This window comes from Bacillus sp. FSL K6-6038, from assembly GCF_038050455.1.
Lineage (GTDB): Bacteria > Bacillota > Bacilli > Bacillales > Bacillaceae_G > Bacillus_A > Bacillus_A pseudomycoides.
On sequence record NZ_JBBOUH010000001.1, the window covers coordinates 150,457 to 171,945 of the forward strand.

The 21,489-nt window shown below is 35.0% G+C and carries 19 protein-coding genes, 4 pseudogenes and 1 riboswitch; of the genes and pseudogenes, 11 read left to right on the forward strand and 12 right to left on the reverse strand.

Annotated elements, in window-relative coordinates; translation table 11 throughout:
- The first annotated feature begins 272 nt into the window (after window positions 1-272).
- The 4 genes and pseudogenes from NSQ40_RS00915 (at window position 273) to NSQ40_RS00930 (ending at window position 3,726) form a co-directional block, all read left to right on the forward strand.
- Window positions 273-456 (forward strand): annotated as a pseudogene (locus NSQ40_RS00915) (hypothetical protein).
- Between the two features lie 12 nt (window positions 457-468).
- Window positions 469-2,271 carry a glutamine--fructose-6-phosphate transaminase (isomerizing) gene (glmS, locus tag NSQ40_RS00920; protein WP_003194417.1) on the forward strand — a complete coding sequence of 601 codons (1,803 nt, stop codon included), beginning with the start codon at window positions 469-471 and terminating at the stop codon, window positions 2,269-2,271.
- A gap of 91 nt (window positions 2,272-2,362) precedes the next feature.
- Window positions 2,363-2,584, forward strand: a pseudogene (locus tag NSQ40_RS00925) (transposase); the annotation flags it as partial.
- Between the two features lie 296 nt (window positions 2,585-2,880).
- Window positions 2,881-3,726 carry a DUF2785 domain-containing protein gene (locus tag NSQ40_RS00930; protein ID WP_033798413.1) on the forward strand — a complete coding sequence of 282 codons (846 nt, stop codon included), beginning with the start codon at window positions 2,881-2,883 and terminating at the stop codon, window positions 3,724-3,726.
- Window positions 3,727-4,233: 507 nt separating this feature from the next.
- On the opposite strand, the gene NSQ40_RS00935 is transcribed toward NSQ40_RS00930, so the two are convergent.
- Complete coding sequence (locus NSQ40_RS00935; RefSeq protein WP_097787467.1) at window positions 4,234-4,944, reverse strand: MerR family transcriptional regulator; 711 nt, start codon at window positions 4,942-4,944, stop codon at window positions 4,234-4,236.
- Between the two features lie 149 nt (window positions 4,945-5,093).
- Here NSQ40_RS00935 and NSQ40_RS00940 point away from each other — a divergent pair, with 149 nt between their 5' ends.
- From NSQ40_RS00940 to NSQ40_RS00950, 3 genes and pseudogenes are all read left to right on the forward strand, one after another.
- A complete protein-coding gene (locus tag NSQ40_RS00940) occupies window positions 5,094-5,975 on the forward strand; it encodes an alpha/beta fold hydrolase (RefSeq protein WP_033798542.1) in 882 nt (293 codons plus the stop codon).
- 339 nt (window positions 5,976-6,314) lie between these two features.
- A pseudogene (locus NSQ40_RS00945) lies at window positions 6,315-6,622 on the forward strand (heteromeric transposase endonuclease subunit TnsA); the annotation flags it as partial.
- Between the two features lie 130 nt (window positions 6,623-6,752).
- Entirely contained in the window at window positions 6,753-7,208 is a 456-nt protein-coding gene (locus NSQ40_RS00950; RefSeq protein ID WP_003205528.1) for an AraC family transcriptional regulator, read from the forward strand.
- Window positions 7,209-7,467: 259 nt separating this feature from the next.
- Here NSQ40_RS00950 and NSQ40_RS00955 read toward each other — a convergent pair whose 3' ends face one another.
- Window positions 7,468-9,042 (reverse strand): glucosaminidase domain-containing protein, encoded by a 1,575-nt coding sequence (locus NSQ40_RS00955; protein ID WP_341286044.1) that lies wholly within the window; start codon window positions 9,040-9,042, stop codon window positions 7,468-7,470.
- A gap of 776 nt (window positions 9,043-9,818) precedes the next feature.
- Between NSQ40_RS00955 and NSQ40_RS00960 the strand changes: the two genes are divergently transcribed.
- Window positions 9,819-11,015, forward strand: coding sequence for a multidrug effflux MFS transporter (locus NSQ40_RS00960; RefSeq protein WP_003194512.1), 1,197 nt, complete (start codon window positions 9,819-9,821; stop codon window positions 11,013-11,015).
- A gap of 38 nt (window positions 11,016-11,053) precedes the next feature.
- On the opposite strand, the gene NSQ40_RS00965 is transcribed toward NSQ40_RS00960, so the two are convergent.
- Window positions 11,054-11,500 carry a hypothetical protein gene (locus NSQ40_RS00965; RefSeq protein ID WP_097786763.1) on the reverse strand — a complete coding sequence of 149 codons (447 nt, stop codon included), beginning with the start codon at window positions 11,498-11,500 and terminating at the stop codon, window positions 11,054-11,056.
- A gap of 285 nt (window positions 11,501-11,785) precedes the next feature.
- Here NSQ40_RS00965 and NSQ40_RS00970 point away from each other — a divergent pair, with 285 nt between their 5' ends.
- On the forward strand, window positions 11,786-12,298 hold the full coding sequence (locus NSQ40_RS00970; RefSeq protein WP_003205548.1) for a hypothetical protein: 513 nt from the start codon (window positions 11,786-11,788) through the stop codon (window positions 12,296-12,298).
- 17 nt (window positions 12,299-12,315) lie between these two features.
- On the opposite strand, the gene NSQ40_RS00975 is transcribed toward NSQ40_RS00970, so the two are convergent.
- Window positions 12,316-12,531, reverse strand: a complete 216-nt coding sequence (locus tag NSQ40_RS00975; RefSeq protein WP_003194507.1) for a DUF3951 domain-containing protein — start codon at window positions 12,529-12,531, stop codon at window positions 12,316-12,318.
- Window positions 12,532-12,667: 136 nt separating this feature from the next.
- On the opposite strand from NSQ40_RS00975, the gene NSQ40_RS00980 reads away from it, so the two are divergent.
- Complete coding sequence (locus NSQ40_RS00980; protein WP_098101771.1) at window positions 12,668-12,793, forward strand: peptide-binding protein; 126 nt, start codon at window positions 12,668-12,670, stop codon at window positions 12,791-12,793.
- A 35-nt stretch (window positions 12,794-12,828) separates the two neighbouring features.
- Here NSQ40_RS00980 and NSQ40_RS00985 read toward each other — a convergent pair whose 3' ends face one another.
- The 7 genes and pseudogenes from NSQ40_RS00985 to modA all read right to left on the reverse strand — a co-directional run bounded on the left by NSQ40_RS00985 (window position 12,829) and on the right by modA (window position 20,127).
- Window positions 12,829-13,296: a YusW family protein gene (locus NSQ40_RS00985; protein WP_258248537.1), complete on the reverse strand. Its 468-nt coding sequence runs from the start codon at window positions 13,294-13,296 to the stop codon at window positions 12,829-12,831.
- Window positions 13,297-13,639: 343 nt separating this feature from the next.
- Window positions 13,640-15,280, reverse strand: a complete 1,641-nt coding sequence (locus NSQ40_RS00990; protein WP_341286045.1) for a peptide ABC transporter substrate-binding protein — start codon at window positions 15,278-15,280, stop codon at window positions 13,640-13,642.
- Window positions 15,281-15,423: 143 nt separating this feature from the next.
- Window positions 15,424-15,528, reverse strand: a riboswitch (SAM riboswitch).
- A 195-nt stretch (window positions 15,529-15,723) separates the two neighbouring features.
- A pseudogene (locus tag NSQ40_RS00995) lies at window positions 15,724-15,866 on the reverse strand (aldo/keto reductase); the annotation flags it as partial.
- A gap of 38 nt (window positions 15,867-15,904) precedes the next feature.
- On the reverse strand, window positions 15,905-16,708 hold the full coding sequence (gene proC / locus NSQ40_RS01000) for a pyrroline-5-carboxylate reductase (RefSeq protein WP_341286046.1): 804 nt from the start codon (window positions 16,706-16,708) through the stop codon (window positions 15,905-15,907).
- Window positions 16,709-17,142: 434 nt separating this feature from the next.
- On the reverse strand, window positions 17,143-17,994 hold the full coding sequence (locus tag NSQ40_RS01005; protein WP_003194497.1) for a GRP family sugar transporter: 852 nt from the start codon (window positions 17,992-17,994) through the stop codon (window positions 17,143-17,145).
- A gap of 646 nt (window positions 17,995-18,640) precedes the next feature.
- The gene (gene modB / locus NSQ40_RS01010; protein ID WP_003194495.1) at window positions 18,641-19,315 is read right to left on the reverse strand and encodes a molybdate ABC transporter permease subunit; all 675 of its coding nucleotides are present in this window, start codon (window positions 19,313-19,315) and stop codon (window positions 18,641-18,643) included.
- A 5-nt stretch (window positions 19,316-19,320) separates the two neighbouring features.
- Window positions 19,321-20,127, reverse strand: a complete 807-nt coding sequence (modA, locus tag NSQ40_RS01015) for a molybdate ABC transporter substrate-binding protein (RefSeq protein ID WP_018767158.1) — start codon at window positions 20,125-20,127, stop codon at window positions 19,321-19,323.
- Between the two features lie 132 nt (window positions 20,128-20,259).
- Between modA and NSQ40_RS01020 the strand changes: the two genes are divergently transcribed.
- On the forward strand, window positions 20,260-21,207 hold the full coding sequence (locus tag NSQ40_RS01020; protein WP_003194491.1) for a substrate-binding domain-containing protein: 948 nt from the start codon (window positions 20,260-20,262) through the stop codon (window positions 21,205-21,207).
- Between the two features lie 63 nt (window positions 21,208-21,270).
- On the opposite strand, the gene NSQ40_RS01025 is transcribed toward NSQ40_RS01020, so the two are convergent.
- A complete protein-coding gene (locus tag NSQ40_RS01025; RefSeq protein WP_016116987.1) occupies window positions 21,271-21,375 on the reverse strand; it encodes a DUF3948 family protein in 105 nt (34 codons plus the stop codon).
- Between the last annotated feature and the right edge of the window lie 114 nt (window positions 21,376-21,489).

Here is a 21,489-nt window from a genome sequence, read left to right on the forward strand (position 1 = left end):
ATGAAAAAGGAGCACGTTTTGTGCTCTTTTTTCATATGTTTTATAGACAATGAAAAATTTTCATTGACGGTTTATGCTGTTTGTTATAAGATGGTCTTGTTCTTTTTCTCAAAATTAATATATGAATTATGAAAGCGCCAGAGCTACAAGTTATGTAGTTGACGAGGAGGAGTTTTATCGAGATTTCGGCGGATGACTCCCGGTTGTTCATCACAACCGAAAGCTTTTATTTAAAGCGTTGAGGTGACTCAATGGACAAAGATAAAAGTGTGATGAGGGAAAAAGAACGGATGAATACTGGCTGTATAAGTATATACGGACTGAAACCCAATCGAGAGGAAGGTGAAAGCCGTTACAGACTTACAGGGCTAGCAATATGTAATCCGTTTTTTATATGTAAATAATGGGATCGGACTATGTCGTTACATGTTCGCAAAGCAATGTAAGCATTTGTAACGGCGACTAAACATGTGTGGAATCGTAGGATTTATTGGAGATCAAGATGCAAAAGAAATTTTATTAAAAGGCTTAGAGAAGCTAGAGTACCGTGGATATGATTCAGCGGGTATTGCAGTACAGGCAGAGAACGGTGTTGTTGTATACAAAGAAAAAGGCCGTATTGCAAAACTTCGTGAAATCGTGGATGAAAATGTAGCTGCAAGCGTGGGAATCGGTCATACACGCTGGGCAACACATGGTGTTCCAAGTAAAGTAAATGCACATCCGCATCAAAGTACGTCAAAACGCTTTACACTAGTTCATAATGGTGTAATTGAAAACTATGAATTAGTGAAAAAAGAATATCTTCAAGATGTGACGTTTGTAAGTGAAACAGATACAGAAATTATCGTTCAGCTTATGGAACAGCAAGTCAACACAGGATTAAGTGTAGAAGACGCATTCCGTCAAACGTTATCCATTTTACATGGTTCTTATGCAATTGGCTTACTTGATGCTGAAAATCCAAACATGATTTATGTTGCTAAAAACAAAAGCCCGCTATTAGTAGGTGTTGGTGACAACTTTAATGTTGTTGCAAGCGATGCAATGGCAATGTTACAAGTTACAGATCAATTTATCGAGTTAATGGATAAAGAAATGGTGATCGTAACACAAGAAAGCATTACAATTAAAAACTTACAAGGTGAAACGATTGAGCGTGCACCGTTTACAGCGGAATTAGATGCAAGTGATATTGAAAAAGGAACATATCCTCATTTCATGTTAAAAGAAATTGATGAGCAACCACTTGTAATCCGTAATATCATTCAAAAGTATCAAAATGAAGATGGCGAAATTGAATTAGATGAAGACATTCGTAATGCAATTTTAGATAGCGATCGTATTTATATTATTGCATGTGGAACAAGTTACCATGCTGGTCTTGTTGGAAAGCAATTCATCGAAAAATTTGCGAAAGTACCTGTAGAAGTACACGTAGCAAGTGAATTCTCTTACAATATGCCACTATTAACAGAAAGACCATTCTTCATTTACATTTCACAAAGTGGTGAAACAGCAGATAGCCGTGCAGTACTTGTGCAAACAAATGAAATGGGTCATAAAGCATTGACAATCACAAACGTACCAGGTTCTACGCTTTCTCGTGAGGCGGACTATACACTACCTTTATATGCAGGACCAGAAATTGCAGTCGCTTCTACGAAAGCTTACACAGCACAACTTGCAGTGCTTTCAATCTTAGCAGCTGACATTGCGAAAGCAAAAGGTGAAGTTCTTGATTTTGACTTAACACACGAATTAGGTCTTGTAGCCAATGCAATGGAAGTACTTTGTAATCAAAAAGAAGAAATGGATGCACTTGCAAAGCAATTTTTAGCGACAACTCGCAACTGTTTCTTCATCGGACGTAGCGTAGACTTCTATGTTGGTTTAGAAGGTGCGTTAAAGCTAAAAGAAATCTCTTACATCCAAGCAGAAGGATTTGCTGGTGGAGAATTAAAACACGGTACAATCGCGTTAATCGAAAAAGGTACACCAGTTATCGCGCTTGCTACACAAGAGCACGTAAACCTTGGAATTCGCGGCAATGTAAAAGAAGTAGTAGCACGCGGAGCAAACCCGTGTATCATCGCAATGAAAGGCTTAGAAATGGAAGGTGACAGCTTCGTATTACCAGCTGTACATGAAGCGTTAGCACCGCTTGTAGCGGTTATTCCATTACAACTGATTTCATACTACGCAGCGCTTCACCGCGAGTGTGATGTTGATAAGCCACGTAACTTAGCTAAATCTGTTACTGTTGAGTAGGAGATTGGGAGGTTCATAATTTTATTGTAGATTTGAAATAAAGTTGCACCGTTTTACCCCTTTAGATATGATTATCTAAAGGGGTGTTTTTATGTCGAAAAGAACTAGAACATCTAAAGTTGAAAAGTGGATTAAACAAGGTCGAGGGACCGGTATTGGAGTAGATTATAAACCTTGGTTAAAGATTCAAGATGTATCTTCAAAGGGTCGTTCAACTCGTTTAAAAGGAATAAAAACAAACAGACAGCATGAATTTCTGTCGGATTTAGAACGCAATTATTTTTATTTAACTGAGTATTCGAATTATATTGTTGCTGGCCGCAGAACAGATTTCGAAAAAATAGAGAAACTACATGTGCAGTAAGGCTTGAAATGAAAAGAGATAAAGCAATTGAACTATTACACTATGATAATTTATATGATTTCACTTTGGATATTATCGGAAATAATTCTTATTGATGACTTAAAGCAGAGTCAAAGGTTAATTACAGCTCATGAATCGGGAGTAAAAATAAGATTGCAAAAAATTTTTAAATATAACAACGTAGGTTTAAGAGTATTTGAAAAAACAATCGACCGAATAGAACGAATGATGAGAGGGATGGGAAAATGAGCGATACAAGGACCAAATTGATGCTGGATTTGCAAAGAATTGAGAAGGATAAGTATCAGTTACGCGAAGGTGAGCAGCATCAAGATTTCTTACCTTTGTTACTTCAATATATTGGCGATCCTCAGCCAGAATTACGGGATAACCTGATTTATCCGATGTTTTATATGTGGATTAAGGAAGAGAATAGGTTCAGTGGAGAGGAGTTGCGTAGCCTCTTAACTGTTCTGACTGATGAGAACCATTTGTTCTATAATATTGGCAGCGAGGATGATCAGTCAGTTTTTACAAGGACGTTCTCTGCCTTGCCTATCGCTTTGATTGTGCAACGCCACAGACAGAATCCATTTTTCAATCAAGCGGAAATTGAGCAATTAATGCATGCAATGCTCCGTTATTATAAAGAGGAGAAGGATCTGCGAGGTTACCTTTCAGTAGGAGGCTGGGCTCACAGCGCGTCTCACGGTGCGGATGTTTTTGTCGAGCTGGTGCAGTGCGAGGAGAGTAGCGTCGCACTGCTGCGTGAGGTTCTTGTCGCTATTTCTGGCATGCTTCATAATGGTAGACACATTTTTAGCGATGAGGATGATGAGCGGTTGGTCAACATCGTGGATACGATGATTGACAAAGAGTTACTTCCACATCAAGAAATCGCTGATTGGATTAGCGGCTTAGCGCAATGCTGCAATTTGCCGAGAAGTCGCAGTCAGGTGATTGCTCGCGTGAACAGCAAGAATTTTTTACGCAGTCTCTATTTCAGAAGGGGACAAGATATCCGAGGGGATGAGCTTAACACTGTCATGCTTGGTACTGAGGCAAAATTGAACAGGTTTTCTATCAGTTAAAGGATTAGAGTGTGTTTCAATTTTCGTTTGGTTAAAAATGGCAGTCACAAAATTACTACTGTGACTGCTTTATAAAAGGTTGACCAAAGCCTTAGTTCTTTGTTTGACACCCTCTAGCATGTTCCTCCATTAAAGGGCGCTTTAATGGAGGAAATATCATAGAAATGATCAAACTTTTTTATAAAAGAATGATTCAATAAAATATATTAAGAGCGTGTTTTGATTAATCTTTTTTCAAAACACGCTCTTTCTTTTTGCTTGTTTATCAAGGCTATTAGTATTAATTTGATCAATCTTTATTCTAAAGCTACATTTATTGTTGGTTTTGTAAATTGACAATAAAGTTGTTTAATTACAAATAAAATCGTTATATTTACAATAAAGATGTTTAAAAATTCTAGTCACACTATTCCATTAAATGGTCAGATGTTGAGAAAGGTTATCTGTTATCATTCTATAAGTTTTAACTAGTAATGGAAAAGGGGTAAGCTGATGCTTGCCTCTTTTTTAAGCGTTCATTTCTTGATAAAAGTTTATATATTTCATCAGCTCCGCGATTCCTTTAAATTGAAGAAATAGTTGCTCATTTATATTTTCCAAAGCCAGCTGAAAGGAACGTTCGATTTTATTATAGTTTTGTGTGTTTAATTCATTTAAAAGTTTCTTCATATTTTCAATATAATAAACGGTTTTTCTCAAACTGCTGATGACCAGTATCTTACGTAGTTCTGTTATCGTAAACATTCTATAGCCGTTTTCTTTATTTCTTTCCGAATGGACTAACCCTTCATATTCCCAATGGCGAATAGCCGAAGCATTTACACCTGCTATTTCTGCAGCCTCTCCAATACTCATACATTCCTTTAATTTTCTATTTTTATATTTCGTATAATCAGCATTTTGAATCATTGCAAGTATTTCTTCCACCCTTTGTTTCTCCAGCTGTATATGGAATAGTTGCTCATTTACTAACCAAAGAGCTTTTTCAAGGTTTTGGTTTTTAATCATTCTCATGACTTCATAGACAATGGGTATCTCATACCCTTTTAATAAAGTCCTAATGGTAGTAAATGCTTGAAAGTGTATGGATGTATAGAATCGATGATTACTTTCCGTTCTTGGTACATCAGGAATGAGATTTTGTTCTTCGTATCTTCTCAAAGTTGTTGTACTAACATTTAAGGAATTTGCAATTTGTTTAGGGGTATATCTCTCCATTTTTAACTCCTTATTTAAAGTAAAACCTTCAAGTGCTACAATAACATATTTTTAATGAATTTCTAATATATGAAGAAAAAATAACGAAAATCCGAAAGATTGCATGAATGTTATATGATATTAGTATAAACAATTTGGGAGTGATAGAAATGGAGAAATTCATAAAACTTATGGATCAATCAGAATTAAAAGTTGGCTTAGTCGGTAATCCAACTTTTAAAACAATCATGCTGCCAGTAGCTAAAGAATCCGTTTTTGGCGAAGAAGCTGAAAATTTAAAGCTGTGGGGGATAGACCCTGAATTTGGAAAACACTTTGTCGAGGGACTGCAAAACAAGTTTCAAGTTTTATATTTTGATTATGAAGGACATCGTTTGAAACACCCGAATCCAGAGAATCTAACATCTGAAAACATAGTAAAAGATCTATTATTAATTGCTAATGAGATGAATGTTAAGAAATTTAGCTATTATGGATATTCTTGGTTAGCTTTAGTTGGGCTACAATTAGCAATTAGGACAAATAGATTAGAAAGCTTAATAATGGGTGGTTTTCCGCCAATGGATGGGCCATACAAAGAAATGTTGATTGTAACTAATAAGACATACGAACAGGCAAGGAATAACCAAAATTCTCCTACCTTTAATGAGCAAGATAAGACTAAAAGTCCAGAAAAGATTGATTGGGATAACATAAAGGTGAAAATTAACACGAATCAAACCAAACAGTTTGTAACACTATATAAGAATTTAAAGGAATTTGATGATCGAGAAATTCAACATAAACTAGCTATTCCAAGGCTAGCGTTTGTTGGTGAAAAAGACACCATTATTTATGGAGAAAACTTTGGAGGTGTAACAGTTGACATTGGCGGTACAATACAAAAAAATAAACAAGTGCTAGAAAACTTAGGGTGGGATGTAGAAATTTTGGAAGGAGAAGGTATGGATCACACCAAAGCCATGCAACCTGTAACAGTTCTGTCATTAATAAAACCTTGGTTGGTCAAAAATTCTAATAGTACTCATTAAACTGAATAAGCCCTTCAATTGGTTTGTTTATCAACCATCATTTTAGTTTACTTTTAACCAAGACAATATAATTAAATCAATGTCCAAGATTTTCTTTGCTAAACTAACGGGGGCGGTCCTAGAACAAGGATAAGCGTTAATTTTTCATTTTAGGGGGGCAAGAGTTGAAGGGAAATTCCTCTAACATAACGTATATCGATCTTCCGTAAACAGGCGCGATTCTTAAATAATCCTTAGATTTAAACGATTTTATTGTTGGTTTGAAATAAAGTCGCGACGTTTTTAAAAAAGATGCGAAGCTTTACCCCTTTAGATACGATTATCTAAAGGGGTGTTTTTATGTCCAAAAGAAAAAGAACATCTGAAATTGAAAAATGGATTATGCAAGGTCGCGGGTCAGGAATTAGGGTGATTATCAGCCTTGGTTGAAGATTCAAGATGTTTCCTCGTTAGGTCGATCAACACGCTTGAAAGGGATTAAAACGAGCAGACAACATGAATTTTTATCAGATTTAGAACGAAATTACTTTTATATAACTGAATATTCTTATTTTGTTATTGCAGATGAATTAGGAATTAAACATCCTACAGATCCTAAAACGGGCGAACCGATTGTGATGACAAAGGATTTTTTATTAAGTGTAGAATTAGAAAATGATAAATGTAAATATTTGAAATATATGTCAACAATTTTAAAAAATGCTGTGTATTCTATTTTATATCGTAGTAATCTTGTAATGAACAAGTTATTTATTCTTTAAAGGAGGCAAACAAATCATGGATATTATGATTGAAAAGATTCCAGCATATCGGATTGCTTACATAAGGGAGATTGGCCCTTATGGAATTAATAATGTGCGAACAATGGAAAAATTAAAAGAATGGGCAAAATCTAACCATTTATTTAATGACGAATCCATAATTTTTGGAATTGCTCAGGATAATCCTGAAACTACTAAACTTGAAAACTGTCGTTATGATACCTGCATAGTTGTTTCAAACGACTATGCAGTAACTGATGACTATGTAAGAGAAGGTAATATTGTTGGAGGAAAATATGCTGTTTTTAAAATTAATCATACAGCAGAAGCAGTTCAGAAAGCGTGGGTTGATATTTTTCCAGAATTATCAGGGCAAGGATATCAATTTGATGAAGCAAGACCAATCATCGAAAGGTATGTAGTCAAAATGGTTAATAATCATCATTGTGAAATTTGTGTACCCGTATATTAAAGTAGTAATTGGATAAATTCCAATTTGTTTGATTGAACAAAACGAGCACCTTATATTTCCTCTTTTTGGTTCTTAAAAAATACATTTTCCACTTCACTGGCCAAAAGGAATATCTCAGGGAGAGCATAACAACCAATAATTTTCGTACTAGGAAATATATCTATTGCAGGTACTATATCAAAAATCTGGCCTCTTTAAATGTACTCTTAGCTTTTATAAATACAGCCCTTTTAGTTTTCGTCTAAAAGGGCTGTGCTGTTTACATGTTTAATTTAGTTTTCAATATCCAATATTTATTTCCGTTTATTGTAAATGAGAATTCGACCCATCCATTGGGATCTTCGCGATGAACGAATACTGATGTTCCTAATGCTAATGTACCTTGGTTGTTTTCTGTAACAGACTGACTTTTAATTACTCCATCAAATGAATAGGGTACAACGTAATAGAAGGCAGCTAGTTTAGCAGTTGCTTTCGTTCCCTGTGGATATGTTTTATATGGGATATTATTTGAGAGTGCGTCAACATTTAAGGTATTTGGGTTTTTAGGTAATTTTTTTGCATATAAATAATCTTGCTTTTGGAAGGGTTTAATACGCTCCATAATTTTTGCGATTTTGGTAGACCATTCTTGATCTGTTGAATACATAACATTCATACCTTGCAATGTTGGACCATAGTAATATGATCCATTTTTCTCTAAATATTTATCTCTTACATAATTGGCATTATAGGCAATGCTATCACCGAAAGTTGGTAAATATTTTGCATATTTAAACGGATCCTGATCATAAGCGCGCAAACCAAATAGATTATGTTTGCGATATGCTATTTCAGATTTACCATATCCGGATTCTAAAATAGCATGTGCCGCTAAATAAAGTGCGTTAACACCATACTGAGCTTGAGCTGCAACAAAGTCGTTTCCATGTCCAATTAATGGGCTATCTGGTTGGTACTTTTTAATGTCAGCATCAATTTCTTTACCAGTAACATTTGAAGCATATGTTAAATCAAGGTTTATATATGACGTAGCAGTAATATTATTTTCAGGAATCCAAGTACCGCTGTTATTGAAATAATACGTTGTTCCGTCAATAGAAGCGAATCCAGTTTGCATAACACCATTTAGCTGTAAATAGTACCATGTACTCCCTTCTTGTAGCCAACCCGTTTTCATCGTCCCATTTGAATTTAGGTAATACCACTGGTTACCGTCGAGAAGCCAACCCGTTTTCATCGTCCCATTTGAATTTAGGTAATACCACTGGTTACCGTCGAGAAGCCATCCTGTTCTCATAGCGCCATTAGAGTTTAGGTAATACCAAACTCCGTTATCAAAAAGCCACCCTGTTTTCATAGCGCCATTAGAGTTTAGGTAATACCAAACTCCGTTATCAAAAAGCCACCCTGTTTTCATAGCGCCATTAGAGTTTAGGTAATACCAAGCTCCGTTATCAAAAAGCCACCCTGTTTTCATAGCGCCATTAGAGTTTAGGTAATACCAAGCTCCGTTATCAAAAAGCCACCCTGTTTTCATAGCGCCATTAGAGTTTAGGTAATACCAAGCTCCTTTATCGAAAAGCCACCCTGTTTTCATAGCGCCACTAGTGCTTAAATAATACCAAGCCCCGCTATCAAAAAGCCATCCTGTTTGCATGACTCCGCTTGAATTTAAGAAATACCAATTATTATTGTTTTGTAACCATCCTTTTTTTACAGTTTCATTTGTTTTAATTGCTGTATTGTAAGTTGATACAGTTTCAGCCATCCCTTTTATAGGAATAAAAAGTATGCTTGATGCTAAGATAATTGATGCAGCTTTTTTTAACATTTCTTAATAATACTCCTTTTAGTAGTTTGTTAGTTTCATATTAACCAAAGTACTATTGTAACAAGGGAGGAGGAAAAAACAAACAAATATCATAAAAGTCTAATAAATTACTGTTAAAATAATTTTATATGAGTAGTTTCATATAATTGTTAGTAAAGTGGAATGTAAATAGAAGTAAAAAGGAACAGTGATTGAGTGACGAGCATAGAACTAGAAAAAGTTGACTTATACAGTCAGCTTTTTATTTTGAGGGTGTTGTAAAATTCATACATATTCAAAAATAGATGCATAAAAAAATTCGTTTTCTTGGAAAAATGATACTATTAAACTATCCGAAGAAAGGACGAATTTGCTAGTATAATAACCAATTTTGATATTGAAAGTAACTGTTATGTACTTATTACTGTCCTAGTGGAAGAAATCGAAGTATTGAAATCATTAGCCTTTGGAGCAGGGTTATTAAATCATGTATTAAAAATATTGAGGTGGAGTTTATCTGAGATACTATAATACGATGAAGGGCTTCTAAATCTAGTATTAGGAATCTGAATGAAGTTACATATCATAGATAGAGAAGATCCGTCTCTGTTGAATGTGGGTATTCAGTTAAGGGTTTTTTCATTTAGTTACAAAGGAAAGTACGATATACTTGACGTATCTTTAGAGATGTAACTATAATTGTTACGATTCGAATTTTATAATGGAAAGGGTGAATGATGTAAGTGAATGAAAGTAATCACGATGTATATAAACCTGTAAGAGTAAACAGGTTATGGATGATTCTTGTATTAGGGACACTCACAGCAATTGGGCCATTGTCCATTGATATGTACTTGCCTTCGTTACCAAAATTAACGGATGATTTACAAACGAATGCTTCTCTTGCTCAGCTTACTTTAACAGCTTGCTTACTAGGGCTTTCGGTTGGACAATTATTTGTTGGTTCAATTAGTGATATTTATGGACGGCGCAAACCGCTTATTATTGCTCTTATTATCTATGTTACATCTTCTTTATTGTGTGCCGTTGCACCATCTATTTGGAGTTTAGTTCTTTTACGTTTCTTACAAGGGGCTTCAGGCTCAGCAGGTATTGTTATATCACGTGCTATGGTACGTGATATGTACTCAGGTTCGGAGATGACAAAGTTTTTCTCACTGCTTATGTTAGTAAACGGAACAGCGCCTATTTTGGCTCCAATTATTGGAGGACAATTGTTACAGTTCACATCATGGCGCGGGGTCTTTATCGTTCTTGGAGTGATAAGTGTATTTATGTTAGTATCCGCTATTTTTGTATTGCGTGAGACATTGCCTCTTGAGGAGAGAGAAACAGGTGGTTTAGCAGGAACATTAGCGACATATGGGAATTTGCTGAAAGATCGCTTATTTATGGGGTATGCTTTGTCACAAGGCTTAGTGTCAGCAGCAATGTTTGCTTATATTTCGGGCTCTCCGTTTGTGTTGCAAAATATATACGGGGCATCACCGCAAGCATTTAGTTTATTCTTTGCGATTAATGGTATTGGGATTATTATTGCTAGCCAAATTACTGGACGTTTAGCGGGGAAAGTAAATGAGACAACATTATTTGTAATGGGCGTTGGAATTGCAGCTGTTGGTGGTCTTTCTTTACTTCTTATGATTGTACTAGGAGCAGGGTTGATTGGTGTTTTATGTTCGTTATTTCTTGTTGTATCAAGTGTTGGGGTTGTATCGACAACAGGTTTTTCACTAGCAATGAGAAATCAAAAACAAGCTGCAGGAACAGCATCAGCTTTACTTGGTCTACTACAGTTCATTTCTGGAGCACTTGTTGCGCCTTTAGTTGGGATTGGAGGTAGTAACACAGCACTTCCTATGGGAATTGTGATTGCCTTATGTGAAGTGGGAGCGGTTTTATGTTATATCTTTATGGCAAAGCGTAGTGAAAGACAGTTTGTACTTCGGGAAAAGCAGGATATAGAGGCATAAGAGTACTAAAAAAGAGCTAATTCAAAGTATATTTTGAATTAGCTCTTTTTGTTATTTTCTTGGAGCAGCTCATACATATTATTCATGATTGCATCGTATAAAATAGCTAATTTATCCCAAACCCATCGATTTGAATCAACCTCTTTTTCACCACAGTCAATAATATCTGTATGGTCCGTAATTCTATAAGCTCTTTCTACGATTATCGGAGCAATTTTTGGTATACGAGGAATAGCTTTCAAAATATCTGCAAAGTTTCCGATATAGACATGCCCGATGATTTCAATTGTTAGTGATTCATCAGATATGTTTAGGGTGGTGTCGTATTTGTCTGTATGCACTTGTTTTAAGTAATGGGCAAGTCTAAGTGGAGCGGTTCTCTTCTTTAATACGCGGCGAAGACTTTCTGTATTTTTGATATGGAGTGATCTTTTACGAATAAGAACGGAAAGTTCTTCTTCCATAAACATCATTTTGTTGTACATATATATTGTTAGTCTCCTTTTTTCTAAATAAATGGACAATGCAACCTTAGGTAGGGATGCTTCATTCATATGTAAGTCTAGCATGCTATGTTCCAGATGTGTGCTTACAGTTTTGTAAGGTGCAGAAGAAGAGCTGTGAAGATTCTGGGCGTATAAAGTGACGATACTGTGACAAAAATGGTGATATGTGTATAAAAGTACGGTCATAAGTGTAAAGTTTGAATGGTTCTCGTTATAATAGCAAGTGGAGATAAGTAGTAGGTGTAGACAAAAGGAGAGTAAGAGATGAAGAAATTGTGGAGTATTGTCTTGCTTGGAGGAATGCTTCTTTTAGCAGGGTGTAATGGAGATAAGGATACAAAAGAACCGAAAGAACCGAAAGAAAAAGTAGAACAATCGGCAGAGCAGAAAGAAGATATGAGAGTATATCGTGATGTGCATAATAAGTATGATGAGAAAATGAACAAAGAGTTAAATGAAGCAGTGAAATTATGGGAAGAAGCGAAGGAAAAAGGGGGGAAGGCACTAGTATATCCTAAGTTTAAAGAAGATGTACAAAAAATAACCACGAGTATGTTAACGGATATCGATCATATGCGCAAAGAAATTCGTGTACCGAAGTCAAAAGAACAAGAACATGAGCTATATGTTGGCTTCTTAAATGAGACAGAGCAAGCAATGAAAAAGTTAGAGAAATTAGCGAAAGATGAAGATTCGGCGTTAATTCGTGATATAGAAGTTCATTTTTCAACAGCTTCAACGTACTATAAACGCTTTCAAAAAGAAGCACAAAAATAACCTTGCAATGCGCAAGGTTATTTTTTCTTTTTCCCGTCCCCATCTTCATCTTCAGCTACTAAGACTTTTTGCTCTTCATGAAATTCTGAAATTGTTTGCCCAGTAATGTTATCGAATGGAGTATAAAAGGAAGTTATATTTTTCTTTTTTATAAATAATTTATAGAAGCCTATGATAACTAATATTACGATTGTTAATGGTAATCCTATAACTGCCATAAGTAATGGATCCATCGTAGCTCTCCTTTCTACATAGAGAGAATTTTATTTGTCCTTTACCTTAGTATAAAACAAAAAAGGGAATTACTTTAAATATAATCCAACTGCTGCAAAAGCGTTGTTAGAAGAAGATATGAAAGAAGAAGATATTATGTTTACAGAATATCCTTTAATTCCGATTATGTTCCTGACAGATTCTTATTTGCACAAATTATCTGTATCTGGTTTAGAGTATATGATTGGTTCTGAGCCAAGCTTACGACATGCGAAAAAGTAAGCAAAAAATAAAGAAGTAGGCATTTGCCTACTTCTTTATTTTACTTCCTTCTTATACTCTTTCTTCGTTCCATCTGAGAACACAACTTCTAAGTCGAATTTTTGGTAGTCTTTATCAAGTTGGAATACGTCTACCACTTGATCAATTACTTCTTGATCAGGTGTATTTTTATCAAATGTTAATTTTAGTAGAAGTGGACTTAGTTTGGCAATAGCTTTGTCACTCGTTAGCTTTACATCTGTCTTGTGATCCTCAATCTTTCCTTCCATCTTTTTGTCTGCACCTTTACTTTTGTACTCCGCTTCATAATCTTTCTTCGTATCTTGGTAGTCTGCATTTAAGTGAAATTCGTTAAAGTTAAGTTTTAAATCTTGAGGTGCTTCATTTTTAGCTTCGTCCGTTGTTTTCTTATCAGAAGTTGGAGTTTCCTTTTTTGGTGCAGTACAACCTGTTAGCGCAGGTACTAGCATAAGTGCTAATAAAACTGAAAGTAAAATTCTCATAATATATTCCTCCTTAGTGTATCGTTCCTTCCATACAAGTTTTTCCCAATTTCATGTAATTATGTATGTGCTCGAAATAAATTATTTCCCGAAACGTACGCTGCAAATGGTTATTATACAATAATATTTGGTGGTGGAAATTAAAAAGAAAATATTATCTCTCTATTATTTATAATTGTTATTACACAAATTTTAGCTTTAATCGCTGTAGGACTATTATCTGTATTAAAGGGAAAGAGACATTTAGTAAAAGAAGCATAAAGAAAAAGGGCATCCTTTTGGAGGATACCCTTTTTCTCTTGTAATCGAAGCTTTCGTTAAAATTAACTTCTATAAGGCGAGATTAATTCTCAACCTTTGCCCATTTGAAGTTAAGTGGTCCTGCAAAATCAACTTCAACTATTCCTTTTACATAGGAACGTTCTAAGTATGTTGTTCCATTTTGATAGAGAGGAGAGATAACAGCATCTTTAAATAAGATTTTTTCTGCCTGTTTTAAAGTTTCCCAACGTGCTTTTTCATCACCAGCTAAATCAGTTTTTACTTTTTGGATCAAATCATCAAATTCTTTATTAGAATAGTGATCTAAGTTGTATGAGTTATCAGTTGTAAATAATTCTAAGAATGTAATCGGGTCAGCAAAATCAGGGCTCCAGCCATCAACAGCAATATCATAATTTCCTTGTAGCAATAATGTGACTTGTTGTTTACGTGGTTGAGGCTTCAAGTTAATTGTTAAGCCTTCTAGATTTTTCTCTAGTTGTTCTTTTAAATATTCACCAGTTTTTTTCGAAAGGTCATTATCGCTTGTTAATAATTCAATTGAAATTTTATCAGAACCTAATTCTTGTTTTGCTTGCTTCCAGAATTTTTGAGCATCTTTTGTATTTTCTTTCGTTAAATTGCCATTCTCCTCACGAAAATCTTTTCCAGTTGGTCCCTTTGCAAAGTTTTTTGGAACTAGAGAATAAGAAGGAAGAGAGCCATCATTTAAGAGAACATTTACAAATGCCTTTTTATCTATCGATTTATCGATAGTTTGGCGGATATTTACATTTTGTAACGTTTTATTTTTTTGATTCATTCGTACGAATTGTACACCAACATCTGGTCGTTCTTTAAAGTTACTATCTTTGCGATATTTATCAACAAGATCAGATGTTAAAGTAAGTCGATCGATTTGTTTTGATTCATATAAATTAACGGCTGTTGAATGATCTTTGACGATATTAAAATTAATTTCTTCAAGTTTCACATTATCCTTATCCCAATAGTTGGTATTTTTCTTAAACTTAAAGCTTTGTTCATGTTTCCAATCACTTAATGTAAAGGCCCCATTATAGATAAGCTTATTATCTTCTAATGCATATTTATCACCTTGTGATTTAAAGAATTCTTCATTAATCGGTAAAAATGTTGGGAATGCCGTTAAGCTAATGAAGTATGGAACGGGACGTTCTAATTCAACTTCAAAAGTGTGGTCGTCGATTGCTTTTACACCAAGTTGATCAGCCGAAAGCTCTTTACTATTAATCTTTTTTGCATTTTTTATATCAAAGAATAAAAATGCATATTCAGAAGCTGTTGCTGAATCAACTGCACGTTGCCAAGCAAAGACGAAGTCATTCGCTGTTACGGGTGTACCATTTGACCATTTGGAATCTCGTAAATGGAATGTATATTTTGTTTTATCCGGACTCACTTCATGAGACTTTGCAACACCAGGCACAGGTTTGTTTCCTTCACCAAGGTTATATAGACCTTCAAATACGTTTCTCATTACTTGACCAGAGTCAGTATCTGTAGCGCGTGCAGTATCCATTGTGCGGATTTCTGTACCAGCAGCTAAGTTCAATACTTGTTTATCAGGTGCTTTATCTTTTGCTTTTGCTCCGCTTGCATCGTCTTTATAGCTACCGCATCCTGTTAATAAAATACTTGCTCCTAAAACAGATGCGACAGCAGGTACAAATTTCTTTTTCATGTAAAATTCCTCCCTAAATTGTTTGGGTATTAAAAAAATAGTTAATGAACAACTTTGAGGGAAAGAAAAAATCCCTCTTTTCTTATCGAGAAAGAGGGATTTTTGTTTACAAGGCATGTACCTGTATATAAACGAAGTCCCTCATTCTATCTTTCAAGCATAATGCTTGCAGGAAGTGGCACAGTATTCAAAGTGAACCTGTTGCCGAGGTTTCAAAGGGCCAGTCCCTCCACCTCTCTTGATACAATGAGTAAACATAGTAATTTGTATTAATTTTTTTGTTTCTTTGATTATTCAAAATCTTACACCCGGATAAATGAACTGTCAATGAAATGAAATATAGTTTAAATTTTCAGTCTTTTAAATAGGGATATAAAAAGAAAGAGCACTGTGCAATTGCACAGTGACTCTCGTTTTTAAAAATCAAAATTATCAGGGTCTGGACCAACGCCATCTTCATTTTTGTATATTGCCGCTGTATCGATGCTGCGGTATCCATTTTTAATAACTGCTTTTACAGAATCAATTACTTCTGTGCCATCTTCAACTTAAAAAAAACACCTAAGCCAAACCAAGGCGTTTACACACCGTTATGTAATGTTGTGTAAGCTTGTGAATTTCATATTAATTCCCTCTAGCTTTTTTATTGGTTGCTTCAATTGCTTGATAAATAATCTTCGAAAAATTATTTTCATATAGAACTTTTAAACCTTCTGCAGTTGAACCACCTGGTGTTGTCACTTGTTCACGAAGCATAGCTGGATCTTGTTCTTGCTCAAGCATAGCAGCAGAACCAGCAATCATTTGGATAACAAGATGTTTTGCTGTTGCTTCATCGATTCCATAGCTTTTTGTGGTTTCATTTAAACCTTCAGCAAAATGGTAAAGGAAGGCAGGTGCACTTCCAGTAACAGCGGTCAGCTGATGAACTTCTTCTTCCGTGCATAGCTGTGCTGTACCAATCCCCTTTAAGAGTAGTTGTAAAGTTTCTTGATGTTCAGCATTTACGAACTGTCCCATTGTATATAGAGAAATAGACTTTCCAATTGTCGCAGCTGTATTTGGCATAATCCAGGCAACAGGTGTACCTTGAGGAAGTTTTTCTTCTAAGTAAGATGGACCAATCCCGGCAGCAACCGTTACAACAAATTGATTGGTTAGAAGAGGAGATAACGCTGCTAATAATTGTTCATGTGCAGCTGGTGGCATCGCTAAAACAATGGTATCAACAGTTTTGATATGTTGAGTCCAATCACTCGTAATGGAGATATTATATTTTTTCTCTAATTGTTTAAGCTTTTCTATGTTACTTCGATTGGATACGATAATTTTTTCAATGTGTTCGTTACTTGTTTTGAGAAGTCCAGCAAAGATTGCTTCTGCCATACGGCCAGCACCAATAAATAAAATTCTATGTTTCTTTAGCATATCCTTTATTCCTTCCTGATTAAAATAGGGTATAAAAAACGATAACACCTTTGAGAGATCTTTGTAAAAAGAAAAGACTTATATGAATTTGCTATAAGGATTAGTATATGCCATATTAACTTTTATAGTAATTTAGCTATTGATAGGTTGGTAAGAGAGGAATGAAAGTTTTGAAAATATATAAATCCCAATTAAAACACCTACATAAACCTTTTCTTTTTAGGTGAGAGAGCATCTGGTCATGCTTAAAAGCGGATAGATTGCCAAGCTAAAACAGAGAGAAAACGAGTGAAAGGCCCCTTTTGTTTGTCATAGCGGTAATTTAAATGTCTAAAGATCAAATTACACAGATAGATTGGAAAGAAAAGTGATTAATGAATAGAAAACCCTCTGAAGCATGTATGCTTCAGAGGGTTTAGTAATAGATTGTGTAATTATGCTTTTGTCATACCAAGTAAAACAGCACCGCCGATAATTAGGACACTACCTAGTGCAATAAATCCCATTTGGCGTTTCGTTTTCTTTTCTCCTAAGAAGACAATCGCACCGAATGTAGAGATAACGATGCCAGTTTGAGATAATGGGAAGCTTGTTGCTACTCCAACTCGTGGTAAGGAAAGAAGTAAGAATAAGTTTCCTGTTCCCCATAGTAAACCAGATAATATGTTACGAACTGCATATTTGTTAAACGGTTTATATTTAGATGTCAGTACCACTGCACCAACAAACATACCGACCGCTTGCGGTAAAATAGCAGACCAACCATCGATATTGTACCAACGAATGATAATTACATATACAAGGTAACCAAAAGTAGAAACAATTAAAGTTAAAAGCCCTTTTTTCAGTTGTCCCGGTGGCTGTGCATTTTCTTTATCATCTAGTGAAGTAAAGACAACACCAATTACAATTAAAAGGATTGCAATCGTTCCCATAATAATCGTAGTAGTAGTAGTCCACTCATGGAAAGCGATAACGCCAAAGATAGAAGTCGCAACAAGTTGCATCCCAGTTGAAATGGTTACAGTTGTTGAAACACCTAGCTTTTCAACAGTTTTTAATTGGTTTGCTTGTCCTAAAGCCCAGAATAGACCTGAAATAAAACCGACGATTAAGATTGTCATAGTTAAAGCCGGTTGAGTAAATATATACATAATTGTTGCAAAGAATAAGGCACCAATTGTCATACCTAATGTTTGGCTATATGCACCGCCGCCCATTTTTACGCTTACTAATAAGACGTTTCCCCATGCAATTGCAGGAAGAAGCGCTAATAAAATGTCCATTACAAGACTCCCTTCACTTTTCTATATCAATATAATTTAATTTAATTTAATTTCGTTTTAACGATCGGTAATTTCCCACTTAGAAAGTGGAAGATTACCGATTGTTAAAACAGGATGAAGAATTTACGATATAAATGCGGTTTCATTTCTTCATTTTTTTCAAATACCTAAATATAATAACAGGAAAGTACCTATTTTAGAAAGTAAATTCAAATAGAATGTATATTTCTACAAAAATTAAAATTCTGTTATTTAATCTCGTTTTTTAAGCTTAGTAAGACCTTATCTCAAAAGTCAGCAAAAGCTAATCAAAGTTTTATTTTATCAAAATAAAAAAAGACCTCAAATTGAGGTCTTTTTTAAATGGGGATGGGGGGAATAAAGTTACTTAGCTCTTTTTAAGAAGTGGGGAGAGGGGGACAATCTACTTCCCATTGGCTTTACTTTATAACTTAATTATATGGAATGTGGGAAATAGTAACTATCGAATTAGCTTACAATAGGATTACAATTTTGTAAGGTTGGGATAAAGTGAAACTTTAATCAATGGGGTTTTACAGCACTCGAACAGCAGGATAAATTGTTTCATTCTACAAAACAATTTATTTTTCGGGAAATAAAAAAGCAGCTTTTGTCGAAAGCCGCTTTAAGAAGTAGTAATTCTTTTATTAATTAGCTGGATGCACAATAAGAATAGGAGTGACATACCGACTGTTATGATAACAAGCGTCCAGGCGAGCTGCATGTTACTTGCGTCAATCGCCATATAAATGGCTGTAGGAATTGTTTGTGTTTTTCCTGGAATGTTACCAGCAAACATAAGTGTTGCTCCAAATTCACCAAGTGCACGTACAAAGCTTAAGATCATTCCACTAAGTAGTGCGGGGAATGCAAGCGGCAATGTGACATGTAAGAAGACTTGGTATTCACTGGCCCCAAGATCACGGGCACCGTCTTCAATTTGCTCGTTTGCAATAGAAAAACCTGTCTTGGCCGATTGATACATAAGTGGGAATGAAACGACTGTTGAAGCGATGACAGCAGCCCATGATGTAAACATAATAGAGTGTTGAAATAATGATTCAATCCACTTACCAACTGGGCTGTTATTCCCAAAAATAATAATGAGAAAGAACCCAATAACAGTTGGCGGGAGCACCATCGGTAATAGAAAAATGGTTTCTAATAACACTTTATAGCGCCACGAGGAGCGAGCTAATACTCGTCCAATAATTGTGCCGAAAATCATAACAATAATGGTGGCGAGTGCAGCTACTCGTAAGGAAAGAAAAATAGGCGGCCAAAGTGCATCAAATGCCATGGTAGTTAAGATAGAATTGTAAATCCATATTTTTTAAAGATAGATTGTGCCTCTTTTGACTGTAAATATTCATAGAATGAAGTCGCCTCTTTCTTATGCTTGGATTCTTTTATAACCCCTGCTGGATAGTGGATCGGTTCATGAGAATTAGTTGGTGCTGCATTTGCAATTTTTACTTTGTCTGAAATGAGAGCATCTGTTTTGTATACAATTCCAGCATCTACATTTCCTGTTTCTACATATGTTAACACTTGGCGGACGTCTTTTGTAAATACAATTTTGTTTTGGAGGTCATTCCATAGATTTTCATGCGTAAGTGAAGCTTTTGCATATTTTCCGGCTGGTACAGATTCAGGTGTACCAATTGCTAGTTTCTTCACTTTTTCTTCTTTTAACTCTTGAAATGTTTTAATGGAACTTTCCTTTGGAACGACTAAAACAAGTTCATTTCCAAGAAGATTTTTCCCCTCTTTTTCATTAATAAATCCTTTTTTTACAAGCGTTTGAAATTTATCTTCTGCTGCAGAGAAGAAGATATCAGCAGGAGCCCCTTGTTCAATTTGCTGCTGAAGTGCACCAGAACCACCAAAGTTAAAGGAAAGCTTTATGTTTGGTTCTTTCTGTTTATATTGTTTTTCAATTTCTTTGAAAGCATCTTGTAAACTTGCAGCTGCAGATATCGTAAGTTCAACTGTCTTTTCTTCTTTAGCAGTCGTTTTTTCTTTTTTTTCTCCACTTGTGCAAGCCGAGCTAAATATAAGAAGGAAAGAAAGCATGAATACCCCAATGTACCGTAATGTAAATCTGTTCATAAATATAATCCCCTTTCTTTTCACCATATTAATTATAACTAATTATATTTAATTATAAATAGATATAATTAAATATAATGTGAAATAAATCACTTTTTGAAAAAATAGGAGAAATTTTCTTTCTTTGTTACAATGAAAAGAGAAAGTGAGGAATCGTCTATGGATCATCATTCCTACACAACGGAAGAAGTAGCAAATCGATTAAAAGTCTCAAAGTTAACAGTGTATGATTTAATTAAAAAGGGTGAACTACCTTCCTACAGAGTTGGTAGACAAATGCGCATCGATGCAGTGGACTTAGAACAATATATTAAGCAAATGAAAACAGGGAAAGTACAAACTGCTTCTATGAAACTAAAGGAGAAGAATAGAGAATCTTCCTGTGTAATTAGTGGACAAGAGTTAACATTAGATATGCTAGCGAAACATCTTGAAAGATTTTTAACAGGCTCTAGTATGCTCCGGGCTTATCAGGGGAGTTTAATGAGTTTAATTAAAATGTCTCAAGGAGAAGGAAGTATCGTTAGTTTACATTTGTTTGATGGAGATACAGGAGAATATAACATCCCATATGTAAAACGAATTTTAGTTGGACAGCCATGTATTGTGATGAACTTATTAGCGAGAAATGTTGGGTTTTATGTCCAAGAAGGAAATCCAAAAGGAATACAAAAGTGGGCTGACTTGAGTCGTTCATCGATTCAATTTGTGAATCGTGAAAAAGGATCGGGAATTCGTGTACTAGTAGATGAACAGGTGAGAATTCAAAATGTAGATAAAGCAAATATTCGAGGATATAATTGGGAGGAGTCTAATCATCTTGGTGTTGCCTCTCAAATTGCTAATAGGAAAGCTGATGTCGGCATAGGAACAGAAAAGGTAGCACAAATTGTGAATGTAGATTTTATTCCACTTATGGAAGAACAATATGACTTAGTAATCTTAAAAAATAAAGAAAATGAACAACTTATTGAAGCAGTAAAAGAAATACTGCAATCGACAGAATTTCAAAATGAACTACGAGCAATTGGTGGGTACGATATAAGTAAAACAGGTCAAATTATATATGAAACAAATTGAAAAAGCTGCTTGTCTATGGACGAGCAGCTTTTTCTCTATATAAAGGGGTTAGGGGAAACAAGTTTATAGGACAAGACCTTGAGCAAGTGCGTAAATAAATGCTGTAAGAAGAGCTGCGCCGCTTGCAAGTCCGATAAAGTCTAATTTGTTAAAAGTAATGTTGTTCATAGTTATCTCTCCTTATTTGTTTAATGTAGTAGCAACCGCTTTTGCATCGACAAGAGCGGATAACACCATACTCATTGTATTTACAAATCTATTTGTTTTCATTTTGTTCATCAT